Genomic DNA, 13,713 nt, shown 5'->3' with positions numbered 1-13,713 from the left:
GACCCGCAACACCTACGCGTCCCTGGCCGGCAACTCCGGCCAGGGCAGCCTTGCCCACGTCCTGGACACGGTCCGGACCGAAGCCACCGGCGACCTGGAGACGGCCCTGCTCCGCGTCGATAACATGAATCTGGCCGAAGTACGCGACGCCCTGACCGACCTCGCGCCGGGAATCCAGGCCGCCACGCGCCGAGCCCTCGTCGATCAACCACACCGCGAGGCTGGGGAAATCCTGAAACGCTTGGAGGATTCGGCCTTCCAAACCTCGACGCTCCAGCAAGATGCAGCATCCACGTCGGTCGGAAAGGATTATCCCGGGTACTCGGTCTGGGGGAATGTCGCCACGTCCTCCGGGTTTCAGGACTCAAGGGACGTCATCCCATGCCTGAGCGCGCACACCATGAATCTGTTCCTGGGCGTGGATCAGCAACACGGCCACTGGACCACCGGCCTCGCCACCGCCTTTCTCCAGCACGCGCTGGACAGCGGGGACGACGAATCCCACGCCGACATCACCTCCGTGCGGGGCTATCTGCACACCATCTGGCGGCAACGCCTCCGGGATGCCGGACCCTATGTCGCGGCCAGTCTTGGCGCGGGCCGTTCGCGGGTTGAAACCTTCAGGGAACTGCGTTTCCTGGGCCAGGAGGCCGATGCCCAGCACTGGGCCCATGACATGAGCCTTGGTGTCGCCATGGGACATGTCTTCGCTCCGGGAGCGTGGCGCATTCAACCATTTGTCCAACTGACCGGGCTGTACCTGCACGAAAATTCCGTCGCGGAACAAAACGCCGGCGCCATGAATCTGGACATCGACGCCAGTGATGGCACTTCGCTGCGCTCGACGCTTGGTCTGCGCGCCGGTCGGTCCATTTCCCTCGCCTCGGCCACGTTGTTTCCGGAAGCGCGGCTCCAATGGACCCATGCCATGAATTCCGACGCGGCGGACCATATCCGGGCCCGATTCGAAAGCTTCGGACCAGCCTTTGAAATTGACAACGACCCCACGCGCGACACCTTGCTGCTTGGCGTCGGCCTGACCCTTGCCGCCCAAAATCTGAGTGGCGGCATGATGTACGAATACAGAATGAACGATCACGGAAACGGTGAGGATCATCAACTTGGCATTCAGCTCGGCTACCGGTTCTGAACCCCGACCAAGGGCGCCCGTTCGCCCGGAACAACAAAAGGCCCGTCATGCAGCATCATGACGGGCCTTCGTGACTGAATAAAAGTGCGTAACGACTAGATCTTATTCGCGGCCACGGAGAGCCGGGAAATCTTTCTGGCCGCCGTGCGCCAGTGGATAACCTTCTTGCTCGCGGCCGTGTCCAGAATGGAGGTGGCGTTCTGCAAGGCCTTTGCCGTGGCTTCGGTGTCGTTGGACTCGATGGCCAGGCGAACAGCCTTCATGGCGTTCTTCACCCGAGTTTTCATCATTCTGTTGCGTTCGCGGCTTTTGAGGCTCTGGCGATGTCTCTTGAGGGCAGACTTATGATTGGCCAAGGTATGACTCCTTTAAAAATTTACGCGTGTTTCAGTCAGTTCGAGATGTCTCTGCAATCCGCAGTTGCTAGACGACCAAGCAAAACACTGTCAAGCAAAAACTGCCGAAATCGGCGGGTCTACACCTGCAGGCGGCCGAAATCAGCCACCCGGCCCAAGGCGGACACAAGACGAAACAACAGGTTCAATCGGTTGGACCGGAGTTCCGGGTTTTCGCTCATGACCATGACGCCATCGAAAAACCCATCCACGACCGGGCGCAGATCCCGCAATTTGGCCAAGACACCGGTGTAATCCGCCGCCGCGGCCAATTGCTCCCATTCCGGCTCGACTCGGGACAAAATGTGCCAAAGATCGGCCTCGGGGGCCCCTTCGAACAATTCCGGGCGCACGTGCCCTGTCAGCTCCTGGTCGGCCTGCTTGCGGATGATATTGGCCGCGCGTTTGAACGTCAGGACCGAAGCCTCGAAATCCTCTTCGCGCCCAAAGGCGTCCAGGGCGCGAACCCGGCGCCACGTGTCGACGATATCGTCAAAACCGGAAGCCAAGGCCGCGTCCAGAACCACGGTTTCAATGCCCTGGGCGGCCCAAAAGGCCCGCAGCCTCTGGCCAAAAAAATCCATCAAGGCATCAAGGGCCTCGTCTGGAGATAATTTCCAGTCCACCGCCCCGTACCCGGCCTGGGCCATGCCCAGCAACTCGCGCAGGTTCACGCTCAAATCCAGGTCGAACACGATGCGGCAAATTCCCAAGGCGTTGCGGCGCAAGGCATACGGATCGGCCGCGCCCGTGGGCATCATGCCCAGCCCGAAGCATCCGGCGAGATTGTCGAGCTTGTCGGCCAGGGACAAAATGGCGCCGGCCATGGACGAAGGCACCGGCGAGTCCTGCCCGGCCGGGAGATACTGTTCATACAGCGCCTGGGCCACGACTTCGTTCTCACCCTTGAGGCGGGCGTAAATTCCACCCATCTTGCCTTGGAGATCATCGAATTCAAAAACCATCTCCGAAACCAGATCGGCCTTGGACAGGCGTCCGGCCCGGGCCATGTCCCCGGCCAGATCGGGCGCGACGCGGCTGGCGATGGCCGTGGCCAGTTTTTCCAGACGACGCGTCTTTTCGCCCATGGTGCCCAGGGGGCCGATGAAAATAACCCGGTCCAGCTTGTCCAGCCACGCCTCGAATGTCGCGGCCCGGTCGGCTTCCCAAAAAAAGCGGGCATCTTCCAGGCGGGCGCGGAGAACCCGCTCCCAGCCCTTGCGCACCAGCGCCGGCTCGCGGGATTCAATATTGGCCGCGGTCAGGAAGTACGGCAGCAGCTTGCCATCGGCCCCGCGCAGCCCAAAACTTTTCTGGTGGGTCTCCATGCTGGTCAGCAGGACCTCGGCGGGCAGCTCCAAAAATTTTTCGTGAAATCCGCCCAGAATGGGCCGCGGGGTTTCCACCAAATTCGCAACTTGGTCGAGGAGGCTTTCGGACCATTCCACCCGTCCACCGACTTCGGCGGCCAAGCGATCCCCTTCCGTCCTGATGTGGTTCTTGCGACGGGTTGCGCTCAAAATGACGTGACCCTGCTCTTCGAGCACCCGGCCATACTGGTCGGCATGGGACACGGCAAAGGGTCCCGGCCCCATGACCCGGTGCCCCCGGGTGAGATCCGCGCTTTCAAGACCGGCGAAGGCAAAAGGCACGACAGCTGCGTCCAGCAAGGCCAACAACCAGCGCACCGGGCGGCCAAAAGTGCAATCCTTGCCCATCCACTGCATTTTTTTGGGAAACGACACGGCGGCCAGAATCCGGGGACAGGCCTCGGCCAGGATTTCGGTGGCCGGACGTCCTCCCACGGTTTTCTTCAGGGCCAGATAATCGCCCTTGTCCGTGGTTTCGACATATATTTGCTCGAAATCCACATTCTGCGACTTGGCAAAGCCCAGACCGGCCTTGGTCGGCTTGCCCTCGGCGTCGAACGCGATGCGCGCCGGTGGTCCGGACACGACGATTTCCTCGGTTTTCTGCACGGCCGCGACGCCGGCGATGTCCACCACCAAACGCCGGGGCGTGGACGCCGAGGTCACGACGGAAAAATCAAGGCCGGCCTCGGTCAGGTGGGACGTGAACCGTTCCGCCAGTTCCCGATCCAGGTTGGACAGGAAGCGGGCCGGCATTTCCTCGACCCCGATTTCAAGAACAAAATGCGCCATGGAAAAAACTCCTTCCACACGTCCCCGTGGGGACATAAAAACTTAGGATTTCAGGAGCGGATGCCCCATTGCCTCACGCTGTTCCACATAAAGCCGGGCCACGGCCGAGGCCAGGGCGCGCACGCGGGCGATGTACTTGGCCCGTTCGGTGATGGAAATGGCGCCGCGCGCGTCGAGCAGATTGAAGGCATGCGAACACTTCAGGCAAAAATCGTACGCGGGCCAGGGCAGACCCGCCTCGCACAGTTTCCGGCTCTCGGCCTCGTAGGAATTGAAAAAATGCAACAGCATGTCCGCGTCGGAATGATCGAAATTATACTTGGAATGCTCGACCTCGGCCTGATGGTAGACCTGTCCGTAGGTAACATGATCATTCCAGGCCAAATCATAGACCGATTCCTTTTCCTGCAAATACATGCACAGCCGTTCCACCCCGTAGGTGATTTCACAGCTGATGGGCTCCAGGTTAATGCCGCCCACCTGCTGGAAATAGGTGAACTGGGTCACTTCCATGCCATTGAGCCAGACTTCCCAACCAAGGCCCCAGGCGCCCAGGGTTGGGCTTTCCCAGTCGTCCTCGACAAAGCGAATGTCGTGAACATGCTTGTCGATGCCAAGCACTCCCAGGCTGTCCAGATACAATTCCAGCACATTGGCCGGGGACGGCTTCAAGATGACCTGAAACTGAAAATAGTGTTGCAACCGGTTGGGATTCTCCCCGTAGCGGCCGTCGGTGGGACGGCGCGTCGATTCCGGGTAGGCGACCCGCCAGGGTTCCGGCCCCAGGACACGCAAAAACGTGGACGGATTGAATGTTCCGGCGCCCACTTCCAGATCGTATGGGTGCTGCAGCACGCAGCCTTGATCGGCCCAGAAACGCTGCAGATTGAGAATGACATCCTGAAAATTCATGCACGGCTCCTTATTCCACTTCAAAACCCAAATCGGGACATTCCCTTGAAACGCTGGCAAGTCGCCCGCGCTCGGCAAGCGCGGAGATCGCGCTCCGGAGGGTCACGGCCCCGGCCACGGATGGAAGTATTCGGTCACGACAAAATCCCGGTACGTCAACAGCGCGCGAAGCGATTGCCATCGCACGTCAGACCGAGATGACATTGAACAAAGGCATCCACGAGATGACCACATTCCTCCCGCACCCTGGCCGGAGGAAGCCACCCCGCCCATTCCCCTGGTCCGGTTTGGGCCAGGGTCGCGAGCAGGCGTAGGGTTTCCCGCGAAAGTGAAATTTTCTGACCCGTCCCGGAGGGGCAGCGCAGACAGTACAAACCGCCGTCGCGCACGGAAAAAACAGCGCGGGCAAAGGCGTCCAGCGGTCGGCCGCATTCTCGGCAACTCTCCAGGTCCGGCTGATAGCCCTGGGCAAAGGTTATCTTGGCCCGAAACAGGACGGGCAAAAACCAGGATGCCTCGCCGGGGTCATCCAAGGTTTCGAGCATTTCCCGCAGCAACGCGTACACCGACGCGTACCCATCCGGCGTCAGGTCCAGGGATTCGACGAAACGAACACAGTTGCTGACCATTCCCAGCTTCTTCAAATCAGTCTTGAGCCCGGAAAATCCGTGCAGGAGCGTCCCTTCCTCCAGGCAATAATATTCCCGGCGTCTGTCCTGGCTGACTCGGAAACGAACCAGGGACAGCGGGTCCAAGCATCCCGCGAACCGTCTGCGACTGCGGCGCCCCCCAAAGGCGAAGCCACTCAACAGCCCATGTCCGGGTGAAAAAAAGCGGACCCAGCAGTCCGCCTCACGGAACGTGCCCACCCGGAGCACCACCACGTCCTCGGAAAATTCCATGCGCATGGCCCGGATACCGGGCTATTTGATCTCCAGGGTTTTGACTTCGCCCAGCTTGGCCTCGAACGGATAGGCCTTTCCGTCCAGGGTCAGATCCACCCCGCCCGCGTTGCCGAACTTGATGGTCAGGGATTGCGCGAAGGTCAGCGTGGCCGACTCTCCCTTGCGCAAAAAATAGTCCGTGACCTTGCCATCGGCCCTGGCCTGGAGCCAACTGGCGGAATGCGCGGAGACGACCATGCGGCGCCGGCCGGTTGTGTCGGCCTCTGGAGCCGCGTCATCCGGCGTGGCCGCGCCGGCGTTCCCGGGCACGACGCTGTCCGCGGGCGCGGCTTCCGGCGCGGAAGCGTTGACGTCGGTGGCATTGACGCTGGCGGCCTCGGCCGAGGCATTGGCCTCGGCATCGGTGAGCTCCTGCATCTGCGTCAGGGGCGGGGCCTGCACCGGGGACTGCATCGTCATGGGCGCCGACGGCGTGGACGTCGTGGGGGCAACGCTCTCGGAAGCCGGGATGGAGACAGACTTCGTCCCGGATCCGAGAAAAGTGTCGTACGCATACCACCCACCCAGCCCCAGGGCCACGAGGCCAAGGGCCAGGGCGACCCAGGCGACCAGGGGTACCCGTGGCGAATCATGAAACCGAACCGTGATGCGCGGCCCCTGGTTGTCGCCGTGCGGCTCCATGTCGGTGGGGACGGGGTATTCCCGGGCGAAATGGGCGCACAATTCCTGGGCGTCCAGGCCCAGGAGATTGGCGTAGCTCCTCACGAACCCGCGCGCGTACACCGGATGCGGAAACCGGTCCTTGTTGCCTTCTTCCAAGGCAACGATGACCGACTGCGCGATCTTGACCCGTTCCTCGACCTCGTCGATGGCCAGTCCCTTGCGTTCGCGGGCCTCGCGCAACATCGTGCCAATTTCCATCAGATCCATATCCGAGAAACTCCGTGAATTCTGTTCCCGCGCCGAGGCGTTACAGGCGTTTTTCGATCAGGGCCTTGCTCCGCAAATCAACCATGTATTCCTGAAAACGAGCTTCAAGCTTGGGACGCATCAGCACCTCCCGCACTTCCTCCTGGGCGTCCGCGAACTCCCGATTGGAGCCTTCCTTGCGATCCAGAACCTTGAGCACCACCCATTTGCCCTGCGCGGGAAAAGGTTGGGACATACCGCCAATGGCCACGGGTTCCACCGCCGCCTGCCAATCCGGAGCCAATTCTTCCCAGCGAACGTCGGCAATGACGCCCTTGTCTTCGCGGGGACCAACGGAACGGGAGAGGACGGCGTCGTCAAAGGACAGCTGTCCCTGCTCCACGGAAGCACGAACGGAATCGGCCGCAGCGGCGTCTCCCAGGACCAGCATCTGCACGGTCAGAACACGGCTGGTGGTGAACTCTTGTCGATGCCGCTCGAAGTACGCGGCCACTTCTTCCTGGGTGACCACGACCTTGCGGCGGACCATGGCCCCGATCATGCGGTGCTTCATGATATCCTGGCGGGTCCGGGCCTTGAACTGATCCAGGGTCAAGCCCTGAAGCTTCAAGCTGGCCGAGAACTGATCCTCGCTCAAGCGTCGCCGGACCTTGAACTGGCGGATCTCGTTTTCCACCTCCGAGTCCGAGACCTCGATTTTCAGGCGCTCGGCCTCCTGACGGAGAAGGATGTCGTTGATCATGACATCAAGATATCTGGAACGCGCGTCATTGGTCACCACGGCCTGGCCGCCATCGGCTCCAGCGGCGGTTCGGACCACCAGCTCGTCCAATTCCTGCAGGGTGATGATCTCGCCATTGACCACCGCGACAATGCGGTCCAGCACCTGGGCAGAGGCGGTTCCAGGGCCCAAGGCGGTCACCATGAGGGCAAGTATAAAGAAAAAGCCATGTTTCCACATTGTTATGACTCGTTCGGTTGGAGAAATGAAAATGCCCGGGAGCGACCCGCGAGGCGCGCCAGGCTTCCGCCCATCCCGAGGCCTTGTCAAGGGCGGGGCCGCGATTCGGTGCCTTCAGAGTGGCTCCGCTACTACCCTTGAGCGGTAATCGCGTCCAGTTCAATCTTGATTGGCCGCGACCAAGGGCTCGTCATGACTGCCGTCTTCCGGCAAAAGGCGCGCGCGCAGCGCTCCAAGCACGTCCTTGAAGGCATTCAAGGATTGAACAGGGGAAACCTTGAGCTCCAACTTGGCCGGAGGCAGGATGCGCGCCACGGATTGATTTTCCGTCACCCAGGCCATGAGCTTGACGGGATCGAGATTGTGCCGGGTCTCGTCCCAATGCAGCACGGCCCGATCCTCGAACAAATCGACCCGCACCGCGCCCAGCCGCCGCGCGTCCATCTTGATCATGAGCACGGCCACGAAGGTCTTGACCGCCTCGGGCAGGGATCCGAACCGGTCGCGCATGTCGTCGACCAGCTCCACGATGCAGGCCTCGTCCCGACACGAGGACAATTCCTTGTAATATTGCAGACGCTGCTTGCCATCGGCGATGTACTCCTCGGGGATGAGGGCCTGAAATCCCAGATTGACCTCTGGATCGATCTCGGTCTCGACCTTGCCCCCGCGCAGCCGGCGCACTTCCTCTTCCAGCATTTCCAGGAACAGATCCAGGCCAACCTTGCCGATGGTGCCGGACTGGGCCTCGCCCAGAATATTGCCGGCCCCGCGCAGACGCAGGTCCTCCATGGCCACCTTGAAGCCGGCCCCGAGGTAATCCATGTCCAGGATGATCTTCATGCGTTTGCGCGAGGTCTCCTGCAAACGCTCCAGATCGGGAATGACAAAATAGGCATAGGCCTGTTCGCTGGACCGGCCGACCCGCCCCCGCAGCTGATACAGCTGCCCCAGACCAAAAAGCTGGGCCTGATCGACGATGAGGGTATTGGCCTTGGGGAAGTCCAAACCCGATTCGACAATGGCCGTGCACACCAGGATATCCAGTTCGCCGTGCCAGAATTTGTGCATGGTCTCTTCCAGATCCTGGGCCTTCATCTGGCCATGCCCCATGCCCACGCGGGCTCCAGGGACCAGGGATTCAACAAATTCCACCACCCGCTCCAGACCTTGGACGCGGTTGTACACCCAAAAGACCTGTCCGTTTCGGGCCAGTTCCCGTTCCAGGATGGTTCGCAGTTGATCCGGCTCGCGCTCCATGAGCGAGGTCATGACCGGCTTGCGATCCCTGGGCGGGGTCTCGATGACGCTCAGTCCCCGAATGCCGGACAGGGACAACTGCAGGGTGCGCGGAATGGGCGTGGCGGTCAGGGTCAGGACATCGATGGTCGAACGCATCTTCTTGATCCGTTCCTTGTGCTTGACCCCGAAGCGCTGCTCCTCGTCCAGAATGAGCAGGGACAGATTGGCGAATTCCACGTCCTTGGACAGCATGCGGTGGGTACCGATCAAAACGTCGATCTGGCCGCGCCGCGTGGCCTCCACCACCCGTTTCTGGCCGGCCGTGGGCACGAACCGGCTGAGCAGGCCGACATTGATGGAAAAAGGCTCCATGCGCTGGCGAAAGGTTTGATAGTGCTGCTCGGCCAGGACCGTGGTCGGACAGAGCAAGGCGACCTGCTTGCCGTCCAGGACCGCCCGGAAGGCGGCCCGCAGGGCGACCTCGGTCTTGCCGAAGCCGACGTCGCCGCAGACCAGGCGATCCATGGGTTCGGGTTTTTCCATGTCGGCCAGAACATCGGCGATGGCCTTTTCCTGGTCCCTGGTCTCCTCGAAGCCAAAGCTGGCCTCGAATTCCCAGTACAGCTCGGAAATGGGATTGTACTGGAAGCCCTTGGCGATCTTGCGGTAGGCGTACATCTCGACCAGATCGTGGGCGATCTTGGCGATGGCCTGCCGGGTGCGCTCCCGGGCCTTGGTCCAGGCCGATCCCCCCAGACGATCCAGGGCCGGGGCCGAGCCCTCGGGGCCCTTGTAGCGCTGCACCTGGCCCAAACGGTCTACGGGCAGGTAGAGCTTGTCGTCGCCATCATAGTGCAACAGCAAGTAATCGTTGGCGACATTGCCAAATTTGACCCGGTGCAAGCCGCCAAACCGGCACAATCCGTAGTCACGGTGCACAAGCAGATCGTCGGCCCCCAAGTCATCGAAGGTGTCGAGCCCCTTGAAGGCCTTGCCCGCGTCCCGCCGGGCCTTGGGGGCGCCGGGTTGCAATACCGATTCCGGCAAGATCTGAATTTGGGCCCATGGCAGGCGCATGCCCTTGGACATGGACCCGACCAGGGCGAAAAGTCCCTTGGCCGAGGCGTCGTAGTCCGCCTGCAAGACGTGCTCGTCCTGGGCCGCCAGCTGCAGAAACTTCCGGCGCGACTGCTCGGTATGAAAACACAAAATGGTCTGGGCCTGGGTCCGCCGCCATGTGTGCAGTTCCTGCATCAAGGTGCGCCACGGCCTTTTGCGGTCCTCGGGATTCCAGAACAAATCCTCGAAACTGGCCACTGTTTCCTCGGGCAGCTCGATGCCGTCCTCGCGCACGCCCATGACCAGGCTCTCGAACAGGAGCTGCCGGCCCGATTCCCAGACTTTCCGCGCGTCGCCGCTGGATAACAGCAGGCCATGCCGGGGCCATAGCCGCGAATCGTCGCGGAAATGGTTTTGCCACGCCCAGCTGGTCTCCTCCAGTTTGGACCGCAGGTCCTGGGCCTCGGTCATGAGGAAAAGCGTATTGTCCGGCAGCCAGGCATCCAGCCCGACGCAATCCGGATAATACATGGCCGGCGGCAGACGCGGCGTGACCTCGAGCAACTCCTTTTCCAGATCGGCCCGGGTGGCCCGTGAAATTTCGCCCAGCCGTGTCCAGCCGTCGAACAGACCGCGCGCGGCCTCGCGATAGGTGGCCGCGCCAATGCACCCCGCCACGGGCAGAATCCGGACCTCGTCCAGATCGGCCCGGGAGCGCTGGGACATGGGTTCGAACAATTTGATCCGTTCCAGGGTGTCGCCAAAAAATTCCAGACGCAGAGGATGATCGTGGCCAGGACAAAAGACATCGACAATGTCCCCGCGGACCGACACCTCGCCCACGGCCGTGACCATGGACACTCGGGCATAGCCCCAGTTGACCAGGGTATCGAGGAGATCCTCCTGGTCCATTTCCTCGCCCACGCCCAAACACAGGTGCTCGGAGCGCAGCACATCCGGGGACGGCCATTTCTGAATCAGATTCTCCAAGGGCAAAAGCACGCCACGCGCCCCACCCCGCCCCAGGCAATACAGGGCCTTCCAACGCTCCGGCCAGGGAGAACGTCGGGGCTCGTCCACGCTGCAAGCCGGGAATGCGAGCCACTGCCGTTCCCAAAACGGCGCCTCCCGATCGTGGGGGGCGAACAGGCCCGCCAGGGAGGTGTAAAGATGGATATCCGCACTCGGCGGCAGCACGAGGACGACGTTCTTGCCCTGATCGATCAGGGTCTGGGCAAGATACACCTGGGACGCCGGGCCGCTCTTGAAAACGCGGATCGAACGGTCCGGACCGGAAAGAAGCTTTTGGAGTTCGGGAGGAATCAACGCGAATCGACCGGTGTTGGAGGACAGGGAAAAGCCGCCCCCGGTGCGGAGGCGGCTTGCATTGGCGACGGATCGCGGCTTAGACGCGGCCCAGTTTTTCCTGCTCTTCGTTGCTTAAAAGACGATTGAGGTCAAGCATGATGAGCAGACGGTCCTCGAGCTTGCCGACGCCGCTGATATAGTCGGAATCCAGGCCCGCGACCACTGGTGGCGGCGGCTCGACGGTGTTGGCCGGGAGCCGGAGCACTTCGGACACGGAATCAACGATAAAACCGACGATCATGGAACTGATCTCGATGACGATGATGCGGGTATTCTTGTCGTGGCTGCGTGAGTCCAGACCAAACCGTTTGCGGAGGTCAAGAATGGGGATGACCTTGCCCCGCAGATTGATAACGCCCTCGACAAAGGGCGGAGCCTTGGGAACCTTGGTGATTTCGAGCATGCGGATGATCTCCTGAACCTTCAGGATCTCCACTCCGAATTCCTCGTCGCCGATACTAAACGTCACCAATTGCAGCAGGTCGGCTTCCTGCCGTTTGTGTTCATCGGACATTGCCTCGCTCCTTGTTCGCGGTGCAGGGACATTGGGGCTACAACAACCCAAAGAATTACAGGCTTTCACGCGGCAAGGCAACTGCTCTTTGATTTCCGCCGCGCCCTTGGCCGAAAAACGGTGGACAGCGCTTTCCGGGGTGCGTATGGAGCAACGCATCGGCCCGGTAACCTCAAGAATCCAAGGAGCATCGCAGATGGCGAGATACCTTCCCGACCATGATCCGTTCACCATCGAGGAGCAGCTAAAAAACCTGGGCAACGAAGAGCTGCTGGATTTTTGGGAAGAGAGCCAGTTACTGGATAAATATCTCGAACCCGCCGAGGATGAAAGCCTGCCTTCGGCCCATTACGAAAACGCCATACTGAATGAACTGCGTCTGCGTTCCATGGCCAGCTTCTAGCCGGCTGCCGCAAGTCTTCCCAAGCTCCGCCACGCGGAGCTTTTTTTTGGCCAACGCGGCAACGTGACAATTGTGTGACACGACCGATTGCCTTGATCCATGTCCGCGCCTAAAAAAATTTCCGTTTCGGATCATTGGGACAAAAACACCACGAGCCGACCCCGATGACGACATCACAGCGAGGAATGAGCATGAGCTTTTCAATCTTTCCCAAAAACATCCATTTCTTCGAACTTCTCACCAAACAAAACAATTTTCTCAAGGAAGCCGCGTTCCAACTCACGACCATTCTCACCGACTTCTCCACGGTGGACGCGGCCTGCAAGGCCGTCACGCTGATCGAGGCCGAAGGCGACGACCTCAGCCGGGAAATCGCCCGGCTCTTGTCCCAGACCTTCATCACCCCCATTGACCGTGAAGACATCTACCGCCTCAACCTCACCCAGGAAGACTCGCTCAACGCCATCAAGGCCATCGCCTCCCGCATGCGTCTGTACGGCTTCGACTACATCCGCTTTCCAGCCCGCCAGATGGGGCACAATATCCACAAGATGGTGGACCTGACCGGGGAGATGATCTGCTGCCTGCAGGGAAAAAAGGATGTCGGCACCCAAATCCGCGCCATCCACGGCTACAAAATCGAATGCGAGATGCTTTTTTCCACGGGCCTGGCCGAACTGTACGACCAGGAAACCTTCAACACGAAGGAAGTGGTCAATATCATGCGTTGGTCACAGGTGTATGACCGTTTTGAACTGGCCATCGAATATGTGGACGACCTGGGCGACGCCATCGAGGAAGTGGTGTTGAAAAATGCCTGAGATACCCCTCCTGCTCGCGGTCATCGTCCTGGTGGCCCTGGTCTTCGATTTCACCAACGGCGCCCATGACTGCGCCAACGCCATCGCCACGGTGGTCTCGACCAAGGTCATGTCCCCGCGCACGGCCGTGATGATGGCCGCGAGCCTGAACCTGCTCGGAGCACTGTTGGGCGAGGAGGTCGCCCACACCCTGGGCGCGGGCATTGTCAACACCGACATGGTCATGGGCTGTCAGGCCCTGGTCCTGGCCGCGCTGCTGGGCGCCATCGCCTGGAACCTGATCACATGGTATTTCGGCATCCCCTCGTCCTCGTCCCACGCCCTGATCGGCGGACTGATCGGCGCGGCCACCAGCCACGCCGGCTTTTCGTCCCTCAATGTGCTGTCCATCGCCCAGAAAGTCCTGCTCCCGCTGGTGCTTTCCCCGCTGGCCGGATTCGCGGTCAGCTACGTGGTCATGACCGCCATCATGCTCCTGTTCTGGAAGACCAACCGCCGCAGCGTGTCCCACTATTTCGAAAAACTGCAGATCCTGTCCTCGGCCTTCATGGCCACCAGTCATGGCTTGAACGACGCCCAGAAGACCATGGGCGTCATCACCCTGGCCCTGTTTCTATTCCACGAGATCGACACCATCCACGTGCCGCTCTGGGTCAAACTGGCCTGTGCCGGGGCCATGGCCATGGGCACGGCCCTGGGCGGATGGAAAATCGTCAAGACCATGGGGCACAAAATCTTCAAGCTCGAACCCGTGCACGGCTTTGCCGCCGAGACTTCGGCGGCCATGGTCATCACCGGGGCATCGCTGGTGGGAGCGCCCATCTCCACCACCCACACCATCAGCGCCTGCGTCTTTGGCGTCGGCTCGACCAAGCGCCTCTCGGCCGTGCG

12 protein-coding genes are annotated in these 13,713 nt (G+C 61.0%); 4 read left to right on the top strand and 8 right to left on the bottom strand.

Translation table 11 applies throughout. The features are described from left to right. The coding region (locus tag EOL86_07275; protein ID NCD25377.1) for an autotransporter outer membrane beta-barrel domain-containing protein at positions 1 to 1,150 on the top strand (1,150 nt) is incomplete at its 5' end. A 95-nt stretch (positions 1,151 to 1,245) separates the two neighbouring features. Here the strand turns inward: EOL86_07275 and EOL86_07270 are convergent. The 8 genes from EOL86_07270 to EOL86_07235 form a co-directional block, all read right to left on the bottom strand. Then, on the bottom strand, positions 1,246 to 1,506 hold the full coding sequence (locus EOL86_07270; GenBank protein NCD25376.1) for a 30S ribosomal protein S20: 261 nt from the start codon (positions 1,504 to 1,506) through the stop codon (positions 1,246 to 1,248). Positions 1,507 to 1,625: 119 nt separating this feature from the next. Continuing rightward, positions 1,626 to 3,707, bottom strand: coding sequence for a glycine--tRNA ligase subunit beta (locus EOL86_07265; protein NCD25375.1), 2,082 nt, complete (start codon positions 3,705 to 3,707; stop codon positions 1,626 to 1,628). Between the two features lie 42 nt (positions 3,708 to 3,749). Then, positions 3,750 to 4,619 (bottom strand): glycine--tRNA ligase subunit alpha, encoded by an 870-nt coding sequence (gene glyQ, locus EOL86_07260; protein NCD25374.1) that lies wholly within the window; start codon positions 4,617 to 4,619, stop codon positions 3,750 to 3,752. A gap of 155 nt (positions 4,620 to 4,774) precedes the next feature. Continuing rightward, positions 4,775 to 5,527: a DNA repair protein RecO gene (gene recO / locus EOL86_07255; protein NCD25373.1), complete on the bottom strand. Its 753-nt coding sequence runs from the start codon at positions 5,525 to 5,527 to the stop codon at positions 4,775 to 4,777. A gap of 15 nt (positions 5,528 to 5,542) precedes the next feature. Then, the gene (locus EOL86_07250) at positions 5,543 to 6,454 is read right to left on the bottom strand and encodes a helix-turn-helix domain-containing protein (protein NCD25372.1); all 912 of its coding nucleotides are present in this window, start codon (positions 6,452 to 6,454) and stop codon (positions 5,543 to 5,545) included. A gap of 40 nt (positions 6,455 to 6,494) precedes the next feature. Next, complete coding sequence (locus EOL86_07245) at positions 6,495 to 7,415, bottom strand: hypothetical protein (protein ID NCD25371.1); 921 nt, start codon at positions 7,413 to 7,415, stop codon at positions 6,495 to 6,497. Positions 7,416 to 7,574: 159 nt separating this feature from the next. Then, positions 7,575 to 11,042: a transcription-repair coupling factor gene (gene mfd / locus EOL86_07240; protein ID NCD25370.1), complete on the bottom strand. Its 3,468-nt coding sequence runs from the start codon at positions 11,040 to 11,042 to the stop codon at positions 7,575 to 7,577. 79 nt (positions 11,043 to 11,121) lie between these two features. Next, the gene (locus EOL86_07235) at positions 11,122 to 11,598 is read right to left on the bottom strand and encodes a purine-binding chemotaxis protein CheW (protein ID NCD25369.1); all 477 of its coding nucleotides are present in this window, start codon (positions 11,596 to 11,598) and stop codon (positions 11,122 to 11,124) included. A 196-nt stretch (positions 11,599 to 11,794) separates the two neighbouring features. Here EOL86_07235 and EOL86_07230 point away from each other — a divergent pair, with 196 nt between their 5' ends. From EOL86_07230 to EOL86_07220, 3 genes are all read left to right on the top strand, one after another. After that, positions 11,795 to 12,001 carry a hypothetical protein gene (locus EOL86_07230; GenBank protein ID NCD25368.1) on the top strand — a complete coding sequence of 69 codons (207 nt, stop codon included), beginning with the start codon at positions 11,795 to 11,797 and terminating at the stop codon, positions 11,999 to 12,001. A 191-nt stretch (positions 12,002 to 12,192) separates the two neighbouring features. Continuing rightward, entirely contained in the window at positions 12,193 to 12,822 is a 630-nt protein-coding gene (locus EOL86_07225; protein ID NCD25367.1) for a DUF47 family protein, read from the top strand. After that, the coding region (locus EOL86_07220) for an inorganic phosphate transporter (protein NCD25366.1) at positions 12,815 to 13,713 on the top strand (899 nt) is incomplete at its 3' end. The genes EOL86_07225 and EOL86_07220, both read left to right, overlap by 8 nt.

The sequence above is a fragment of the Deltaproteobacteria bacterium genome, from assembly GCA_009930495.1.
Taxonomy (GTDB): Bacteria; Desulfobacterota; Desulfovibrionia; order Desulfovibrionales; family Desulfomicrobiaceae; genus Desulfomicrobium.
Note: the sequence above shows the minus strand (reverse complement) of the source record. Positions and strands in the feature narration are given on the sequence as shown.

Bases quoted from the DNA above. Each gene is read 5' to 3' on its own strand.
- EOL86_07230 (NCD25368.1), top strand. From the start codon at position 11,795: ATGGCGAGATACCTTCCCGACCATGATCCGTTCACCATCGAGGAGCAG.
- EOL86_07235 (NCD25369.1), bottom strand. From the start codon at position 11,598: ATGTCCGATGAACACAAACGGCAGGAAGCCGACCTGCTGCAATTGGTG.
- EOL86_07265 (NCD25375.1), bottom strand. From the start codon at position 3,707: ATGGCGCATTTTGTTCTTGAAATCGGGGTCGAGGAAATGCCGGCCCGC.
- glyQ (NCD25374.1), bottom strand. From the start codon at position 4,619: ATGAATTTTCAGGATGTCATTCTCAATCTGCAGCGTTTCTGGGCCGAT.
- recO (NCD25373.1), bottom strand. From the start codon at position 5,527: ATGCGCATGGAATTTTCCGAGGACGTGGTGGTGCTCCGGGTGGGCACG.
- EOL86_07225 (NCD25367.1), top strand. From the start codon at position 12,193: ATGAGCTTTTCAATCTTTCCCAAAAACATCCATTTCTTCGAACTTCTC.
- EOL86_07250 (NCD25372.1), bottom strand. From the start codon at position 6,454: ATGGATCTGATGGAAATTGGCACGATGTTGCGCGAGGCCCGCGAACGC.
- EOL86_07245 (NCD25371.1), bottom strand. From the start codon at position 7,415: ATGTGGAAACATGGCTTTTTCTTTATACTTGCCCTCATGGTGACCGCC.